Raw genomic sequence first — 18,575 nt, 5'->3', positions numbered from 1 at the left:
ATTAAGGCAACAATCTTTTTATTTAATATTATATTCAAATCACTCTAGACAACCCAACACGGGTCTGTTTATTCTCAATACTTTCACCGATCAAAATAATTTCTGAATCAGCGTCCTTTGGTGCAATAATGCTGTGATCTCCCACTGTTACATTGCATGCTGTTACGCTTTTTTCAATGACAGCATTTTCGCCGATAACGGTTCCAGGTAGGAGTACGGAATCTTTGACGATTGCTCCTTTTCCGATAATGACATCATTGAAGATAACAGAGTTTTCAACAGTTCCATAAATTTCGCAGCCTTCACTGATAATGGAGCGATTTACGGTAGCGGAAGATTCGATATAGGACGGGGCGTAGCACTGTTCGTGGGTAAATACGGTCCAGTCTTTGTCATTTAGAAAGATATTGCTTTCCTTTGATAATAAGTCCATATTTGCTTCCCAGAAGCTGTCGATTGTCCCAACGTCCTTCCAATAACCTTTAAATGTGTAAGCATGTAGTTTGCGGTTATCTGTCAGCATGGCAGGAATAATATCTTTTCCAAAGTCCTTAGAAGATAATTCGTTCTTTTCTTCTTTTTGTAGATAGGATTTAAGCGTTTTCCATTTGAAAATATATACACCCATGGAAGCTAGATTTGATTTAGGATTAGATGGTTTTTCTTCAAAGTCGACGATTCGATTATTGGTGCCATCTGTGTTCATAATACCGAAACGATTTGCTTCCTCCCAAGGAACCTCCGTAACAGAAATTGTTGCATCTGCCCCTGTTTTGATATGCTGCTGCAGCATTAAATTATAATCCATTTTGTAAATATGGTCACCAGAAATAACGAGAACATAATCCGGGTTATACTGGTCAATATAGGATATATTTTGATAGATAGCATGGGCTGTACCATCATACCAGCGTTCTTCTGTACCACATTGGTATGGAGGGAGGATGCTTAGTCCGCCATCTCTGCTGTCCAAATCCCAATCTTTTCCGTCTTTAATGTAATTTTGCAGTACATGCGGCTGATATTGTGTTAATACACCAACAGTATCTATTCCTGAATTACGGCAATTACTTAATGTAAAATCAACAATACGGTATTTTCCCCCAAAGGGTACTGCCGGTTTTGCTAATTCTTCTGTTAGTTTTTTTAGTCTTGTCCCTCTTCCGCCAGCCAATAGCATTGCAATACATTTTTTATTCAAAATAGATCCCTCCAGTATGCGTTATCAAAGTTCATTTGTTAGAAATTCAAAAGAAAGTAATTTATTACTTATTTTACCAGGGAGATTTCAAATTTTAAGAACACTTCTTAAAAAAGCAAATGTTCTTTCCTTTCTTATCAAGTAGATCTATTTCGGCCTATAAACGATCGTCTTCCCACAACTTGTAATAGTACTCTTCCTCTTCCATTTCCTTTAGTTCTAATTCAGGCTGATTCTGTAAAATTGCTTCACTCATTCTTTTACCTCCAGGTTAAATTCTTAATGTGTTCATTGTAGCAAATATAAAACATTGAATTGTAAAAATATTTTGATTAATTTCGCTAAAACTCGACACCGACCGAATAAGTAATACTCATAATTCCATCTATTGTTAGGAATATAGGCTTCTTCTCATAGATTATGTCGAAATGTTTTTCAAAAGGGAGAATCTTTGTATAGATATTTAACTTCAATAGCCTCTACTTTTGAAATAGAAAATACTGGTTATACTAACACTTGCCTATCTTCTTTTTTCAAAGAACTACTTCTTTTTACTAGGTGGTAATCAGTCACTTTATTTTCGTACGAGCTAAACGTTTTGATTATGGTGTATATATAACCGCTGTTAATCGATTTGAAACATTTTCTAACATAAAAATTTGTTGAAAATAATTTTTGATAGAATAATAGTAAGCGTTTGTATTTAAAAAGTTCACAATTTTGTCGAAATTTCTTATCGTTTTAGCAGGATTTTGCCAGGGTATGATAGAAATAGATAGTATAGTCAAAATAATTCCTTATATGGTATATTTTCATTTACTATAAGGAAAAAATAAGACTTGCACTGGAAACTATAAAGGAGGAGTAACTTATGAATTTCAACATTAGAGGAGAAAACATTGAGGTAACTCCAGCAATTAGAGAGTATGTCGAAAAGAAAATCTCTAAATTAGAAAGATATTTTTCTGAATCACCAGATGCACAAGTAAATGTGAATTTAAAAACGTACAATGATAAAACATCCAAGGTAGAGGTTACAATTCCAATGTCCCAGTTGCTGTTACGTGCAGAAGAAGATCATATGGATATGTATGCAGCTATTGATTTAATCTCTGATAAATTAGAAAGACAAATAAGAAAACATAAAACAAAAGTAAATCGTAAGCATAGAGAAAAAGGAAATCTGAATGAACTATTTGGTTCTTACGAAAGCACACCAAATGTGGAGGAAGAAGAACAGGAGCTAGAAATTGTCCGCCAAAAACGCTTCAATCTAAAACCAATGGATAGTGAAGAAGCAATCCTGCAAATGGATTTACTAGGCCATAACTTTTTCGTTTATACAGACGCAGAAACTAACAACACCAATATCGTCTATAAACGGAAAGATGGGAAATACGGCCTGATTGAAGCTCAATAATAATGGATAAAGCCTGCAGTGATTACATTGCAGGCTTTATTCTATATGTTGATATAACACAAGAAAATTCGTTATCCCCCCAAGTCAATAGACAATTCAACTAAATATTCCATTCGTGATTGTCGTTTACTTTAGAAAGTTTGAAAATTCTAAAGAATACTTTCTTATTTCCTATCTACAAGCTATAATGAAACATATTTTATAAAGAGAAGATGCGTGGTGATTAAATGAAATTAGATGCAATAGATAAAAAAATATTAGAATTACTAACAGCAAATGGCAGACTTTCCTATGTGGAAATTGGCAAAGAGCTGCAATTATCCCGCGTGGCTATAAGAGAGCGAGTCAGCCAACTAATCGAAAATGGAGTGATTGAAAAATTCAGTGCTGTAATCAATTCGGAAAAAGTAGGCAAAACAGTTTCTGCTTTTTTTGAAGTAGACTGCGAGCCAGCTTCCCTCATTCAAGTAGCTCAAACACTAGCGGAAAATCCTGTGGTGGCCAGCTGCTATCAAATGACGGGGCCAAGCACCTTACATATGCACGTTCTCGTCGAAGACTTCGAAGCACTAGAAAGCTTTACAAACAACGAATTATATTCCTTAGAAGGCATCACAAGAGTAGAAAGCCATATTCTTTTAAGAAGGTTTAAAAGTAGAAATGGTTTAAAAATTTGATGCAAATACCAAACAAAGATCAAATTTATTATGTTAATCTTTTGTTTGGTATTTTATCGCCCTCTTTTAATCAACCTATCCAAATTAATTTCCATAATTAAGGAAAATCATGATAAAATAAATATGTATTATAAAAATTAGAAAGGTTGTTTATATTTGGAAAATAAAATTAATACACCAAAAAAGCACAGTATAATTAGTTATATTGCTCTTGCCATTGGTATTATTTGCGTCTTTATTGTTTTTGTCACACCGACAAGAATAGCTAATAACGGAAATGCGGTTGGTGATTATATTACATTTATTCTTACGGGTACAGGGATCCTATTATCAATCATTGCGATGGTGAAGAAGACAGAGAAAAAGGTAATCCCTATTATATCTTTCATATTTTCCTGTTCTTTGTTTGTATTTTGGATTATCATTTTTATCCTCTTGTTTACTGGTCAAATTGATTTTGCGCCTTAAGAAGAAAAGAAATATTGCTTTCTTCTACTTGTCTATTGTCCTCCGCTTCCTGACGAAAAGCGGAGGATAATAGATAATTACTACAAACCTTCCTACACACCAATTCATATAAATGAAATTACATGTCTTGACATTACCAAACCTTCCTAGCAAATCGACCTTCTTAAATAGCTATATTGTGAATTATTGGAAACCTCATCGATTCTCTCCGGGAAATTTACAAATTAAAAAAAATCTCCAACAAAAAATATAAGTGTATGTACTTTATTGAAATAATATTGATCTTTTTACATCCCTACTAAATCTGAAGGGATTCAAGCAACTAAATTACTATAAGAAAATAACAGTAGTATAAAAATACTGAAAAAATAATGATTATTAAAAGAATTCACCTCACATGCTCTCTAGTAATTTCCCCTCAATACTTTGTGAAAAATATATTATTATTTCGAAAAAATAAATATTAGAGGTATGAAAGGATTCTTTTGTTTTCTGTAAATACAGAATATATATAATTATTAAATTTTTTAGAAAAATGACTAGAATTCTGTTTATAACTGTCTTATAATCATGAATATTAATTATTTTCTTTCGTTTGTTAATCAAATAAAGTGATTTGATTTCCTTCTGAAAGCTAAAATTGGATATTTTTACAAAGAGGGGAAGGTGAGATGATTGATCTCCATGATTATTAGAAGGTTATTTCAGCTTGTACTATTACTTATTGGAATATCTTTCTTAGTTTTTGCTAGTATGCATTTGGCACCAGGTGATCCAGCTTCTATCATAGCAGGACCAACTGCAACTGCTTCCGATATTGCCGCGGTTCAAGAAAGTTTAGGGTTGAATAAACCTTTTCTTGTGCAGTATTGGGATTATTTAAAAAATGTCTTACAAGGTGATCTTGGTTATTCCTATCAGACAAAACAATCGGTGTCAGAAGCGATTGCATTAAGATTTCCGAATACATTGAATTTAGCGATTGCAAGTATCGTTGTCGCAGTTGTGATTGGATTAATAACCGGTATTATCTCCGCACTAAAACAAAATTCATGGCTTGACGTATTCAGTACTGTTTTTTCCTTAGGGGGAATTTCGATTCCTAACTTCTGGCTAGGCTCTATCTTGATTCTCGTATTCGCCGTCAACTTGCAACTATTGCCGGTTGGAGGATTGGATGCACCGTTTTGGACGGTGGAAGGAATGCAGCAGTTAATCCTTCCCGCTATTACATTAGGAACGGGTTCAGCTGCGATGATCGCCAGGATGAGCCGTTCCTCGATGTTGGAAGTAATTCAAGCTGATTATGTTCGAACGGCGAGAGCTAAAGGGGTAAAGGAAAGCTCTATCATTGGCGTACATGCATTGAAAAATGCCATGATTCCAGTCATTACCGTAATTGGTGTTAACTTCGGCGGACTATTAGGAGGGACGATTATCACAGAACAGGTTTTTGCAATAAACGGTGTTGGGAGATTAATGATTAATGCCATTGCTTCAAGAGATTTCCCAATGGTACAAGGGTCGGTATTATTGGTAGCATCCCTCTTTGTTTTAGTGAACTTAATCGTTGATATTATCTATGTCTTTGTAGACCCAAGAATTAGCTATGACAATTAAGAAAGGAGGAAGCTAATGGAAACAGTAACAAACCCACAATTATCACCAGTAGTGAAAAAAGCAAAAAAGGATTCATTTCTAGTATCAACTTGGAAAAAATTGATAAGAAATCGTTTAGCTGTCGTGGGACTGATGATTATTATTCTGCAGGTTGCAATCGCGATAACAGCACCGCTAATCACAGGTTATGATCCTGCAAGTCAAAATCTTGAAGCAACTGAGTTACCAATGTTCTCGGAGGGTCACTTGCTCGGAACGGATAATTATGGTCGTGATATGTGGAGCAGAATTGCTTATGGAGCAAGAATATCATTAGTGGTTGGCAGTATAGCTGTTACGCTTGGATTAGTAGGTGGTATTACACTTGGATTGCTGGCAGGCTATTACCGAAAATTAGACGGAATTATTATGAGAATCGTAGATTTACTATTTTCTTTTCCAGGTATTTTGCTAGCCATGCTTATCATTGCTGTTCTTGGAACAAGCTTAGTAAATGTAGCGATCGCCATCAGCATTTGGTCGATTCCTTCTTGTGCCAGAATTGTCAGAGGTTCGGTGTTATCGGTGAAAAAGCAAGAATATGTTTTGGCATTGAAATCACTTGGAGCAAGTGATTTGCGCATTATGTTTAAGCATATTTTGCCAAACTGTACAGCACCAATTATTGTGTTTGCGACAATGCGTATGGCGACAGCAATCCTATCCACTGCTTCTCTTAGCTACTTAGGATTAGGAGCACAGCCGCCAACTCCAGAATGGGGAGCAATGATTTCCCAAGGACAGGCGTATATGTGGACATCCCCGCATATGACGATTATTCCTGGTATTGCCATTATGCTAACAGTATTTGCATTTAACGTTGTAGGAGATGGATTAAGAGATGCACTCGATCCAAATATGAAGGTTAATCAATAATACATAAACCAAGGGGGAAATTTCACATGAAAAAGATGGTATTTGCCATAATGGCATTAATGCTGCTAGTTGCAGCAGGCTGTTCCAAAGGTTCTAGCGGTAGTTCAAGTGGAGAAAAGGTAACACAAGAAATAACCTATGCATCGACTTCAGATGTAGTAGGACTATCTCCGATTCTAACAAATGATTCTGTTTCTGCCTCTGTCAATGAGCAAGTGTATGAAACATTATTTACACGTAATTCAGAAACGATGGAAATTGAACCACTTTTAGCAGAATCTTATGAGAATCCCGATGAATTAACATGGATTATCAAATTAAAAGAAGGAATTAAGTTCCAAGATGGAACACCTTTTAATGCAGAAGCAGTCAAATATACTTTTGATAAATTCCGCGACCCAAAAACAGCGGCACCTCGTGCTTCCTTGCTTGAACCAATTGAGTCCGTTAATGTCCAAGATGAGTACACGATTGAGATTAAAACAAAGTATGCATACGGAGCATTGCTTGCGGCACTTTCTCATTCCAATGCAGCAATTGTTAGCCCAGAAGCAGACCAAAATGGTGATCTAATGAAAAATCCTGTTGGTACTGGCCCATTTAAATTTGTCAGCTGGACACCAGGAGAATCGGTAATATTAGAAAAGAATCCTGATTATTGGCAGGGAGAAGCAAAGTTAAACAAAATTACCTTTAAAGTAGTTCCGGAAGTAACGACAGCAATTTCCATGCTCCAATCTGGAGACGTTCAATTTATTGATGCTATTGCGACAGAGCAATTGTCCCGTGTTGAAGGACTTAAAAATGTAGAAGTAACGAAAAAAGAGGGAACACCTGTGTACTGGTTAGGATTTAATATGCAAAAGGAACCAATGAACAATTTAGAGTTCCGTCAAGCAGTAGCCTATGCGTTAAATAGAGAAGCTTATGTACAACAACTTAATGGTTTAGGGATAGCTGGCAACAGTGTGATTGGACCCAAAGTATTTGGCTATGATGAGGCAAGTAACGATGTTGGCTATGAATATAATCTAGAAAAAGCAAAAGAATTAGTTGAGAAAAATGGATTTGGGGACAATGAGTATACATTACTAGTTGCAAACAGAGCGAACTATATGAAAATGGCGGAGATTAGTCAGTCGCAATTACAGGAAGCTGGTTTCAAAATAAAAATTCAAACAATGGAATGGGCAACATACTTAGATACAACTCGCACTGGGGATTATGAACTGAGCTTCTTAAGCTGGTCGAATTCAACTGCTGATGGAAGTGAGCTTCTATATCCGAATTTCCATTCTGATAATGTGGAATCTTCGAACAAGGTGAAATACAGCAATGAAACATTTGATAAATTAGTAGAAGAAAGTCGTGAAAGTGTCGATCAAAATGTCCGTGCAGCGAAATTAAAAGAGGCTAATGAGTTTCTTGTAAAAGATGCTCCTGCGATTGTGATGAATCATGGCGTAGTAACACTTGCTTATGATAAATCAGTTAAAGGATTAGACATTGATCCAACAGGAACTTGGTCATTATATAAAGTCTACAGAGAGTAGGGATAAAAAATGGAGAATAAGCTATTATCTGTAAAAGACTTACGGACAAATTTTCGTACAGCTGATGGGGAATTATCAGCTGTACGAGGAATTTCTTTTGACTTAGCTAAGGGAGAAACATTATGCATTGTTGGGGAATCCGGTTGTGGGAAAAGTATTACCTCTCTTTCTCTCATGGGGCTTCTTCCAAGCAATGGCTATATAAGCAAAGATTCTGCGATTGATTTTAACGGAACAGATCTATCAAAGCTTACAAAGGAACAATTACGTTCTATCCGCGGCCGCGAGATATCGATGATTTTTCAAGAGCCAATGACGGCATTAAATCCAGTGCTGACAATAGGATATCAGTTAAGAGAGCCCCTTATGCTTCATCAGCAGTTATCTAAGCAAAAGGCTAATGAGAAAGGAATTGAACTTTTAAAACAAGTGGGTATTCCTTATCCTGAAAAAAGAATGAAGCAATATCCCCATGAATTAAGTGGAGGAATGAGACAACGGGTCATGATTGCGATTGCATTATCCTGCTGTCCTCAGTTATTGATTGCGGATGAACCAACAACGGCATTAGATGTAACGATTCAAGCACAAATATTAGATTTAATGGATGATTTAAAGAAACAACTAGGCATGGGTGTGATTATGGTTACTCATGATATGGGGGTAGTCGCAGAAATAGCGGACCGAGTAATGGTGATGTATGCTGGCGAAAAGGTGGAGGAAGGCGATGTGGAGAGTATTTTTACGAATCCGCAGCATCCATATACAAGAGGTCTTCTGAACTCTGTACCAGATATTGATGATCCATCTTTTGAACTGGAGGCAATTCCTGGGTCACTCCCTAATATAAATGAGGAAATTAGTGGATGTCGTTTTAATCCACGCTGTCCATTTGCTACAGACCGATGTAAAGAAGCATCACCTGGTGAATATGAGCTCCATTCCGCACATCGCGTAAAATGCTGGTTACAGGAGGAGGTGGAAATACATGCAGACGATCGAGAAACCATCCCTTCTTAAATTAGAAGGGGTTAAAAAGTATTTTCCTATTAAAGGCGGCTTATTGCAGCGTGTTCAAGGACATGTCAAAGCTGTTGAAAATGTTAGTTTGGAAGTTATCGAAGGAGAAAGTGTTGGCGTTGTTGGCGAATCCGGGTGTGGAAAATCTACACTTGGCAGAACGATTCTCGGTTTAGAAGACATAACCGATGGAAAGGTGTATTTCCAAAGCCAAAATACAAAGGAGCTTTCTAGTAAAGAACGGAAAGCAATTAAAAAAGATATGCAGATGATTTTTCAGGATCCTTATGCTTCCTTAAATCCTCGGCAAAAAATTGGGAATGCATTGGAAGAGGTATTTGTCATTCATACGAATCTATCAAAAGAAGCAAGAAAACAAAGAGTAATAGAACTGTTACAAGAAGTGGGCTTAAAAGAAGAGCATTATGACCGCTTTCCCCATGAATTTAGTGGCGGACAGCGTCAGCGAATCGGAATTGCCCGGGCAATAGCCCTTAATCCATCCCTTATTATTTGTGATGAGGCGGTATCAGCATTAGATGTATCTGTTCAGGCCCAAGTATTAAAATTAATGAAGGGGCTGAAGGATAAATATCAATTAACCTATCTATTTATCTCACATGACTTAGGGGTTGTTCGCTATTTCTGTGATCGGGTTTTAGTTATGTATTTAGGAAATACAGTGGAGCTTGCTTCTTCGGAAAAATTATACGAAAATCCGCTTCATCCTTACACTAAAGCATTGTTATCCTCGATTCCACGTCCTAAAATGGGAGCAAAAGGTCAAAGAATTCGCTTAACAGGAGAAATTCCTAATCCGGCTAATCCTCCTTCTGGCTGTCCATTCCATACACGCTGTCCGATAGCAACAGATCTATGCAAACAAGCAAAGCCAGAGTGGCAAGAAGCAGAAGTAAATCACTTTGTTGCCTGTCATTATGTCGGAAAGGAATTGAATTAAGATGAAACTAGATTACTTGTATCACCCTTATCCTTCTCAGCGAAATACTGTTTTTGCAAAAAGGGGAATGGTTGCTACGTCGCAGCCTCTTGCTGCTCAAGCTGGTTTAGAGATTTTACAAAAGGGCGGAAATGCGATTGATGCAGCAATTGCAACAGCCGCGGCATTAACAGTAGTGGAACCAACTTCTAATGGAATCGGCGGAGATTCCTTTGCACTTGTATGGTTCAAGGATAAGCTGCATGGATTAAATGCGAGCGGACCTGCACCAAGCTCTATTTCCATTGATTCGTTAAAAGCAAAAGGGCTAGAAAAGATACCAACTTATGGCGTTATTCCAGTAACAGTACCAGGTGTTCCATCTGCCTGGGCGTCACTTTCAGAAAAGTTTGGGAAATTACCTTTGAAAGAAGCATTGGCACCAGCTATTCGTCTTGCTGAAGAAGGCTATCCAGTTAGCCCAACTCTCGGAAAGTATTGGAATCTGGCCTATAATCGCTTTAAAGAAAGTTTTCAAGGAGATGAATATACGCCTTGGTTTGATACGTTTACTCCTAATAGAAAAGCACCGCAAATTGGGGAGATTTGGTCATCACCAGGTCATGCTTCTACATTGCGCTCTATTGCAGAAACAAATGCAGAGAGCTTTTATCGTGGCGAATTAGCTGATAAAATAGCACAGTTTATGAAAGAGCATAATGGCTATCTTCAAAAAGAAGATTTAGAGCGTTATTATCCTGAATGGGTGGAGCCAATTTCTGTTTCTTATAAAGGTTATGATGTTTGGGAAATCCCACCGAACGGGCAAGGATTGGTCGCATTAATGGCACTTAATATTGCTAAAGGCTTCAAGTTAACAGAGAAGGATACTGTTGATACATACCATAAACATATAGAAGCAATGAAGCTTGCATTTACGGATGGAAAAGCATTTATTACCGATGAAAAGGAAATGCCTCATACAGTAAAGGAATTATTAAGCGAAGAATATGCTGCTTTAAGAAGAAAAAAAATTGGCGACCAAGCCATTACACCTGAACCGCTATCACCTCCAAAGGGAGGAACGGTTTACTTAGCCGCAGCAGATGAAGAAGGAAATATGATTTCCTATATTCAAAGTAATTACATGGGCTTCGGCTCAGGAATTGTCATTCCCGGAACAGGTATTAGCATGCAAAACAGGGGGCATGATTTTTCCCTCGATCCAGCCCATCCCAATGCATTAAAACCGGGGAAAAGAACCTATCATACAATTATCCCTGGATTCCTTACGAAAGATAATAAGCCAATCGGACCTTTTGGGGTGATGGGCGGTTATATGCAGCCACAAGGTCATTTCCAAATTGTCACCAATACAATCGACTTTCATTTGAATCCACAAGCGGCTTTAGATGCACCGCGCTGGCAGTGGACGGAAGGGAAGAAGATACTAGTAGAGCCGCATTTTCCTAACTATTTAGCTCAAGCACTTGCAAGGCGGGGACATGAGATTCAAACGGCTACAGAGTTTGGACATTTCGGCAGAGGACAGATTATCTGGAGAGATGAAGAAACAGGTGTATTAATTGGAGGAACAGAATCAAGAACAGATGGAACGATTGCCTCCTGGTAAAGCTGCAGAAAGGTTGTTGAGTTTATGACACATTGGCATCTATTTCTTGCTTTTTTTCGAGTAGGGATTTTAGGATATGGCGGTGGTCCTTCTTCAATTCCTCTTGTAAAAAACGAAGTAGTGGATAAATATAAATGGATGACAGATGATGAGTTTTCTAATGTTTTGGCATTAGGAAATGCGTTGCCAGGACCAATTGCCACGAAAATGGCTGGTTATATTGGCTGGCAAGTAAAGGGCGTATTCGGGATGATAAACGCTATTATTGCATCTGTTGTTCCGACGATATTATTAATGATTGTTTTATTAACTTTTTTAAATTCCTTTAAAGATAAGCCTTGGGTATTAGGAATGACAAAGGCTGTTGTTCCTGTGGTTGGTGTAATGCTAGGGGTATTGACAGTAGACTTTCTAAAGAAAGTAAATAGTCATTTTCGTCTGAAGATGACTATTGGGTTGATGGCCGCAAGTCTTATTCTTTTAGTCCTTCTCCAAATCCATCCCGCGATTGTCATTGGAGTTATCATTGTCGTCTCTCTACTTAGCAAGAAGCAAAAAGAGGAAGTGAAAGAGGTGAAAGCATCATGATTTTTTGGCATATTTTTTTGGCATTTTTTCTTCCGGGTATTCTTGGCTATGGAGGGGGACCAGCATCGATCCCTTTAGTGGAAAAAGAAGTGGTCGATCGGTATGGCTGGGTAACCGAAAATGAATTTAGTGAAATACTGGCAATGGGAAATGCACTGCCAGGCCCGATCGCGACTAAAATGGCAGGTTATATTGGATATCAAGAAGGTGGAATAATTGGTGCGAGTATTGGGGTTTTTGCAACGGTTGCACCGTCCTTATTATTAATGATTGCCTTATTACGGCTGTTAATGAATTTTAAAGATTCACCTAAAGTAAGTTTGCTGACAAACTTAGTGAGACCTGTGATTGCTGTCTTACTCGCCATGATGACGATTAGTTTTTTCCAGAATTCTTATCATGGAATAGGAATCTTGCAAACTGTATTTCTTGGAGCTGTCAGCCTGATTTTATTGGAAAAGGTTAAGGTTCATCCAGCTTATGTGATAGCGTGTTCTCTAGTGTATGGAGCAATATTCTTGGCTTAAATGAAAATGCAGAAAAACTCCCTATTAATATGGGAGTTTTTTGATATTGTTAACGTTCATAGTTTAATGCAATTGAGATAATTTTAAAAATTTTAATTCTTCATTCCAAACTGCAACCGCCTATTTTCCCTATATCATAAAAATTTAAATAGTCAGAAATGCAAAATTAGTCTAATAAAAAGGATTGAAATTCCAAGGGAGTCCTTTTATAATGAAAATACGAACTACCATACTAGTATGATTAGAATACCGAGGAAAAGGTGAGTATAATCGTTTCGATTTGGAAAAAGGAAAATATCTCTACCAGAGATTTTGTGTATGAATCATTAAAAAATAGAATTACAGAATTAGAGTTAAAACCAGGGCTAAAGATTTCTGAACAAGAAATCGCAAGTGAGTTAAATGTAAGTCGTACGCCTGTAAGAGAGGCCTTCTTAAAGCTGTCACAAGAAGATTTGCTGGGGATATATCCGCAAATTGGTACGATTGTTTCCTTGATTGATTTAGAGCTGGTGGAAGAAGCAAGGTTTGTCCGGGAAAATATGGAGAAAGCAGTTGTGAAAGAAGTTTGTCAGGTTTTTAAACAAGAGCAGTTATTTAAATTGGAATCTAATATTGCCATGCAGGAATTATGCTTAAAAAATCAATCCTACCATCAATTATTGGAATTGGATGATCAGTTCCATCGTTTATTATTTGAGGGATGTAACAAGCTGAGAACTTGGAAGATGATTAGAAAAATGAATAGTCACTTTGACCGCTTGCGTGTGCTTCGAGTGGAATCCAATCTGGAATGGGATATGCTTGTTTCTCAGCATAAAGATATTTTTCAGTTTATAAAGGAAAAGAAAGCAAGCGAAGCAGAAAAACTAATAGGAATACATTTAAACTTAGTTAACTTTGAGAAAGAGGAACTAAAGAAGACATATCCTGATTATTTTCGTTAAAATGAACAGAATCTAACCTAACCTTTTCACAGAATTTTAATCAATCTTTATTGGTTAATTATAGGAGGATTAAGTAAATGGAAAAAATGGTGGATAAAGAAAATCAACAATTCGTAACCAATAGTTATCATTGTTGGCTACAGTATCGTAAAATAGAAAACGCTCATCAATACAGTAATATCGCCTCTATGATTGGAATAGCAGAAGATACACCCATTATTAATTCTGCTGCAAGGGAACTCCAGAATGCAATTAAATCCATGTTAGACGTTAATCCAACTCTTCAACCATATACTTCAAAGAAAAGCTCTATTATTTTAGGTACATATGAAAGCGTTAACTTAAATGATTACGGAATTTCATCCACGTTATTTGATGACTTAAATGAGGAAGGCTATTTATTAAAAACCACTGAAGATAATAAACAGATGTTATTAATTGGAAAAACAGATAGAGGCGCATTATATGCAGCTTTTCATTTCTTAAGAATTTTACAGCAAGAAGAGCCGTTAATTGGCTTAGAAATAAAGGAAGCACCGCAGAATCAGTTGAGGATGATGAATCAATGGGATAACATGAACGGATCCATTGAACGTGGTTATTCTGGAAAATCAATCTTTTTTAATGATAACGATTTCAATGAGGATTTAACAAGGGTAAAGGATTATGCTCGTCTTTTATCATCTGTAGGTGTCAATGCTATTTCTATTAATAATGTTAATGTATGGAAGGTAGAAACGAAATTGCTTACAAAGGAGTTTTTACCTAAAGTAAAAGAGGTAGCAAATATTTTAAGGTCTTATGGAATAACTACCTATTTAAGTATAAACTTTGCTAGTCCAATAGAGTTAGGAAACCTGGCGACTGCTGATCCACTTGATAAAGAGGTAGAAAAGTGGTGGGCGAGAAAGGCAGAAGAAATTTATCGCTATATCCCTGATTTCGGCGGTTTTGTGGTGAAGGCAGATTCAGAGGGCAGACCGGGACCATTCAGTTATGGAAGAGGCCATGTTGAGGGGGCAAATGTTTTAGCACGAGCATTACAGCCTTTTAATGGAAAAGTAGTATGGCGTTGTTTTGTCTATAATTGCTTACAGGATTGGCGTGATAGAAAAACAGATCGTGCCAGAGCTGCGTATGATCATTTTAAGCCGCTTGATGGGCAGTTTCTTGATAATGTCATTTTACAAATTAAAAACGGACCCATGGATTTTCAAGTGCGGGAACCAATCTCTCCACTAATAGGTGCTATGAAGGAAACAAATCAAGTTGTGGAATTTCAAATTGCACAGGAATATACCGGTCAACAGAAGGATGTTTGCTATTTAGTACCACAATGGAAAGAGGTGCTAGATTTTGATACCTATTCGGATGGAGAAGGATCGACCGTTAAATCAATCGTAGCTGGCACACTTTATAACTATAGCCATAGTGGCATTGCTGCTGTCTCCAATATTGGCAATGATATAAATTGGACTGGAAATACTTTAGCACAGGCAAATCTTTATGGCTTTGGCAGATTAACATGGAATCCTGACTTAACGACAGAAACAATCACAAATGAATGGATTCAATTAACATTTGGGGAAAATCCAAAAGTTGCAAGTGTTGTTAAAGAGATTTTACTTTCATCATGGAACACATATGAAAATTATACTGCCCCCCTTGGTGTTGGCTGGATGGTTAATCCAGATCATCATTATGGTCCGAATGTAGACGGATACGAATATTCCAAATGGGGTACCTATCACTTTGCAGATCGTGATGGAATTGGGGTAGATCGTACAATGGAAACGGGAACTGGCTACGCAGGGCAATATTTTGGACCAAATGCACAACGATACAATTCTTTAGAAGATTGTCCAGATGAGCTTCTGCTATTTTTCCACCATGTCCCATACTTACATAAACTTAATTCTGGAGAGACGGTCATTCAGCATATTTATAATACCCATTTTCAAGGGGTAGAAGAAGTGGCGATGTTTATTAAGAAATGGCATGAATTAGAAGGAAAAGTAGAGGATTGGATTTTTAAAAATGTGCAAGAACGTTTACAGCTGCAGTTAGAAAATGCAAAAGAATGGTGTGATCGCATTAATACGTATTTTTATAGAAAATCAGGAATTGCCGACGAAAAAAATAGAATGATCTATTAATTAGTACCACTCTTCCCCGCAAAATCGACTTTTACACCTAAAGAAAACAAAGGTGGAGGAACAGCTGCGCTTAAAGACCAATTTGGTCACCTTTCAATTAGTGGGGGGCAACAACTCCACTGATTGATCATGTTTAATAGAGGAAGTTAAATCGTGAAAGCTAAAGCATCCAAAAAACCACCCTTTTTGAATAAAACAGATTCATTTAACAGTAGTTTTAAAACAAATCATTTCTCCCATTGTTTACACAGCGCAAAGATCTTTCAAAATAGAATCGTAAACTTTAAGCATAAATCTTACGATAAATAATAATTAAACTTCAAACTGCCATACTAGTATATTCTTCTTGAGTAAAAGAAGGATATAGAACGAATATCTTGAATTTGTATAATTGTAATCGTTTGCAATTATTTTAGCGTTATACGATGCCGAGGTTACTTAAAGGGGGTGATTCTTAGAAGGGGAAACAAAATACATCTTAGTCCAGTAACAATTCTGCATTTTTATTTGCGAGCATTAATAATACAGGAGAATTGGGGGGATTATTTTGAAAAAGCATAGATGGCTTTTTTTAACAATAATCATGACAATTAGTTTATTACTATCTGCATGCGGAGGAGCTGAAAAAAGTTCTGGAGGAAAAAATGGTAAAATAACGCTTACGATTTATTCGGCCGCTGGTGGAGATGAATACTATAAGGATATTGTTATACCAATGTTTGAAGAAGCAACAGATGGAAAATACAACGTGGAATATGGTCGAGGTACACCCCAAGAAGTAATCAACAAAATAAAAACCCAAGGTAAAAATGGAACCATTGATCTAGTGGTGACTGGTTTAGATGGTCTTCCACTTGGCATTAAAGAAGGCTTATGGGAAAAGATATTACCCGAATACTCAGAAGAGACTCATTCTACAGAATGGAATGAAATTGGTCAGGAGTATATTGATAAATTCGAAGGCTATGGTGCACCAGTTACAACTGGTTCTGGTGGTCCTATCTTGATGTATAACACAAAAACTGTTAAAAACCCACCGAAAACATATGAAGAATTAAGAAAGTGGATTAAAGAAAATCCAGGAAAATTTACATACCCTGCAGTTCCATCTAGTGGTCCAGCACGAGGATTCTTCTTTGGTCTTATTCAAGCAATGGGAGAAGATTTAAATAATCCAAGCTCATTAGATAAAACGTGGGATTATTTAGAAGAAATTGGAGAAACGATTGAATACTACCCAGCAAAAACATCTGACTCCTTTGATCTTCTTTATGAGGGAGCAGTAGATATTGTACCGCACATCCCATTCTGGTATGCGGATAATAAAGCGATTAAAACAATCCCGCCGCATATTGAAGCTGTGAAATTGGAGGATGCCAAACAAGTTATCGATTCTCAATTTTATGTAATGGTAAAAGATTTACCAGAAGATCGTAAAAATGCTGCGCTCGAGTTTCTAAAGTTTGCTACTTCGAAGGAAATACAAGCACAAGGATATGTTCGAGGCTTCCTTCCAGCAAATAGTCTAGCAACACCTGATATGCTAGAACCTAAATATCAAAAATCATATGAAACTCTAGTGGAGTCCGTAATGCCAGAGTTTAAAGAAGGCGACAAAATGAAAGTTCCAGAAGGAGAATGGATACTATTCCCAGACTTAGAAGAGACCAATGAATTATACGGTCTTTGGGAAGAAAAAATTCAAGCACTCAAATAGGAAGTATTTTCCCTAGTCTCTTGTTTGCTAGAGACTAGGGAGAGAAGGAGGAGAATTAGTATGGAACAATCAGTATTGGCAAATACGGAGTCGGCAGCATCTAAAGCAATCAAGAATACGACAAGTACAAAGGTTGAAATCAAGAATTTAACAAAACAATTTGGTGAATCAACAGCTGTAAATAATGCGAATTTGACCATTGAAAGCGGCGAATTTATGACATTCCTTGGACCGAGCGGCTGTGGGAAAACAACGATTTTATCGATGGTATTAGGAACCCTTGAGCCGACTTCAGGAGATATTCTATTTAATGGCTCTCCGATTAATCATATTGCTATGAATAGGCGAGATATTGGCATGGTTTTTCAGAACTACGCTTTATTTCCTCATATGACTGTTTCTCAAAACATCGCATTTGGTTTAGATATGCGCAAAGTAGAAAAAAAGGAAAAAAAGCGCAGAGTACAAGAAGCAGTGGAGATGGTTCAGCTAAATGGACTGGAAAATAGATTTATTAAAGAGTTAAGTGGAGGACAGCAGCAGCGTGTTGCCCTTGCAAGAGCACTAGTTATTCGCCCAAAGGTTCTATTATTAGATGAACCATTAAGTAATTTGGATGCAAAGCTTCGTAAAGATATGCGAATTCAAATTAAAAAAATTCATGATGAACTAGCGATCACCACCATTTATGTAACACATGATCAAGAAGAAGCATTGTCGCTTTCCACCAAAATAGCAGTAATGTCTAAAGGGGAAATTCAACAGCTAGGCACTCCAAAGGAAATTTTCGGAAAGCCTAAAAATCACTTTGTTGCCAATTTCTTAGGCTACGCTAACTTTATTAAAGGAAAAATTATCAGTAAAAATAATGATCACTTTATTTTTGAATCAGATGCCAAGCTTCGTTTGGAAATAAAAGGGGATGGTCGCCATCAGGTAGGGGATAGTGTACTTCTAACAATTAAGCCAGAAATGATTGAAATTGTCTCAAATGATCGAATCGGAGCCAATGTAATAGAAGGGGAGATATTGGTTGGGGATTATGTTGGAAGCACTACTGGCTATGAAATTAAAACCAAAGATGGTTCTATTTTGAAGACCAGTGTTTTAGGGCTGGATCCTTATAAGGCCCACCAAAAAGTAAAGCTATATTTGAATCCCGCTAAGATTATTATTTTGGATGAGGGGTGAAA

16 protein-coding genes are annotated in these 18,575 nt (G+C 37.0%); 15 read left to right on the top strand and 1 reads right to left on the bottom strand.

Going from position 1 to position 18,575, the window contains the following annotated elements; genetic code table 11:
• Positions 1–34: 34 nt before the first annotated feature.
• Entirely contained in the window at positions 35–1,204 is a 1,170-nt protein-coding gene (locus NX902_RS19895; protein ID WP_095322054.1) for a glucose-1-phosphate adenylyltransferase, read from the bottom strand.
• Between the two features lie 868 nt (positions 1,205–2,072).
• Between NX902_RS19895 and hpf the strand changes: the two genes are divergently transcribed.
• From hpf to NX902_RS19820, 15 genes are all read left to right on the top strand, one after another.
• The gene (hpf, locus tag NX902_RS19890) at positions 2,073–2,621 is read left to right on the top strand and encodes a ribosome hibernation-promoting factor, HPF/YfiA family (RefSeq protein WP_047943892.1); all 549 of its coding nucleotides are present in this window, start codon (positions 2,073–2,075) and stop codon (positions 2,619–2,621) included.
• 227 nt (positions 2,622–2,848) lie between these two features.
• Positions 2,849–3,298 carry an Lrp/AsnC family transcriptional regulator gene (locus tag NX902_RS19885; RefSeq protein ID WP_095330290.1) on the top strand — a complete coding sequence of 150 codons (450 nt, stop codon included), beginning with the start codon at positions 2,849–2,851 and terminating at the stop codon, positions 3,296–3,298.
• A gap of 156 nt (positions 3,299–3,454) precedes the next feature.
• Positions 3,455–3,766 carry a hypothetical protein gene (locus NX902_RS19880; RefSeq protein WP_341160939.1) on the top strand — a complete coding sequence of 104 codons (312 nt, stop codon included), beginning with the start codon at positions 3,455–3,457 and terminating at the stop codon, positions 3,764–3,766.
• A gap of 675 nt (positions 3,767–4,441) precedes the next feature.
• On the top strand, positions 4,442–5,386 hold the full coding sequence (gene nikB, locus NX902_RS19875; RefSeq protein WP_123260577.1) for a nickel ABC transporter permease: 945 nt from the start codon (positions 4,442–4,444) through the stop codon (positions 5,384–5,386).
• 15 nt (positions 5,387–5,401) lie between these two features.
• A complete protein-coding gene (locus NX902_RS19870; protein ID WP_123260578.1) occupies positions 5,402–6,301 on the top strand; it encodes an ABC transporter permease in 900 nt (299 codons plus the stop codon).
• A 26-nt stretch (positions 6,302–6,327) separates the two neighbouring features.
• Entirely contained in the window at positions 6,328–7,854 is a 1,527-nt protein-coding gene (locus tag NX902_RS19865) for a glutathione ABC transporter substrate-binding protein (RefSeq protein WP_341160938.1), read from the top strand.
• A 9-nt stretch (positions 7,855–7,863) separates the two neighbouring features.
• Positions 7,864–8,874, top strand: coding sequence for an ABC transporter ATP-binding protein (locus NX902_RS19860; protein WP_123260580.1), 1,011 nt, complete (start codon positions 7,864–7,866; stop codon positions 8,872–8,874).
• Positions 8,843–9,835, top strand: coding sequence for an ABC transporter ATP-binding protein (locus tag NX902_RS19855; protein WP_123260581.1), 993 nt, complete (start codon positions 8,843–8,845; stop codon positions 9,833–9,835). Before NX902_RS19860 ends, NX902_RS19855 begins: the two co-directional genes overlap by 32 nt.
• Position 9,836: 1 nt before the next feature.
• A complete protein-coding gene (locus NX902_RS19850; protein WP_123260582.1) occupies positions 9,837–11,447 on the top strand; it encodes a gamma-glutamyltransferase family protein in 1,611 nt (536 codons plus the stop codon).
• A gap of 24 nt (positions 11,448–11,471) precedes the next feature.
• Positions 11,472–12,035: a chromate transporter gene (locus NX902_RS19845; protein ID WP_341160937.1), complete on the top strand. Its 564-nt coding sequence runs from the start codon at positions 11,472–11,474 to the stop codon at positions 12,033–12,035.
• Positions 12,032–12,562 carry a chromate transporter gene (locus NX902_RS19840; protein ID WP_341160936.1) on the top strand — a complete coding sequence of 177 codons (531 nt, stop codon included), beginning with the start codon at positions 12,032–12,034 and terminating at the stop codon, positions 12,560–12,562. The genes NX902_RS19845 and NX902_RS19840 overlap by 4 nt, the downstream gene beginning before the upstream one ends.
• A 314-nt stretch (positions 12,563–12,876) precedes the next feature.
• Positions 12,877–13,509 carry a GntR family transcriptional regulator gene (locus NX902_RS19835; protein ID WP_341160935.1) on the top strand — a complete coding sequence of 211 codons (633 nt, stop codon included), beginning with the start codon at positions 12,877–12,879 and terminating at the stop codon, positions 13,507–13,509.
• Between the two features lie 77 nt (positions 13,510–13,586).
• Positions 13,587–15,665: an alpha-glucuronidase family glycosyl hydrolase gene (locus NX902_RS19830; protein WP_123258227.1), complete on the top strand. Its 2,079-nt coding sequence runs from the start codon at positions 13,587–13,589 to the stop codon at positions 15,663–15,665.
• 547 nt (positions 15,666–16,212) lie between these two features.
• Positions 16,213–17,382 carry an extracellular solute-binding protein gene (locus NX902_RS19825; RefSeq protein WP_123260584.1) on the top strand — a complete coding sequence of 390 codons (1,170 nt, stop codon included), beginning with the start codon at positions 16,213–16,215 and terminating at the stop codon, positions 17,380–17,382.
• Positions 17,383–17,442: 60 nt separating this feature from the next.
• On the top strand, positions 17,443–18,573 hold the full coding sequence (locus tag NX902_RS19820; protein WP_123260585.1) for an ABC transporter ATP-binding protein: 1,131 nt from the start codon (positions 17,443–17,445) through the stop codon (positions 18,571–18,573).
• Positions 18,574–18,575: the final 2 nt, after the last annotated feature.

Origin of the sequence: Niallia sp. FSL W8-0954, from assembly GCF_038005605.1 — a bacterium.
GTDB classification, from domain to species: Bacteria; Bacillota; Bacilli; order Bacillales; family Cytobacillaceae; genus Niallia; species Niallia circulans_A.
This window is presented reverse-complemented; position numbering and strand designations above follow the sequence as displayed.

Coding starts and splice junctions, on each gene's coding strand:
- NX902_RS19820 (WP_123260585.1), top strand. CDS start 17,443: ATGGAACAATCAGTATTGGCAAATACGGAGTCGGCAGCATCTAAAGCA.
- NX902_RS19850 (WP_123260582.1), top strand. CDS start 9,837: ATGAAACTAGATTACTTGTATCACCCTTATCCTTCTCAGCGAAATACT.
- NX902_RS19885 (WP_095330290.1), top strand. CDS start 2,849: ATGAAATTAGATGCAATAGATAAAAAAATATTAGAATTACTAACAGCA.
- NX902_RS19870 (WP_123260578.1), top strand. CDS start 5,402: ATGGAAACAGTAACAAACCCACAATTATCACCAGTAGTGAAAAAAGCA.
- hpf (WP_047943892.1), top strand. CDS start 2,073: ATGAATTTCAACATTAGAGGAGAAAACATTGAGGTAACTCCAGCAATT.
- NX902_RS19865 (WP_341160938.1), top strand. CDS start 6,328: ATGAAAAAGATGGTATTTGCCATAATGGCATTAATGCTGCTAGTTGCA.
- NX902_RS19845 (WP_341160937.1), top strand. CDS start 11,472: ATGACACATTGGCATCTATTTCTTGCTTTTTTTCGAGTAGGGATTTTA.
- NX902_RS19840 (WP_341160936.1), top strand. CDS start 12,032: ATGATTTTTTGGCATATTTTTTTGGCATTTTTTCTTCCGGGTATTCTT.
- NX902_RS19855 (WP_123260581.1), top strand. CDS start 8,843: ATGCAGACGATCGAGAAACCATCCCTTCTTAAATTAGAAGGGGTTAAA.
- NX902_RS19860 (WP_123260580.1), top strand. CDS start 7,864: ATGGAGAATAAGCTATTATCTGTAAAAGACTTACGGACAAATTTTCGT.
- NX902_RS19830 (WP_123258227.1), top strand. CDS start 13,587: ATGGAAAAAATGGTGGATAAAGAAAATCAACAATTCGTAACCAATAGT.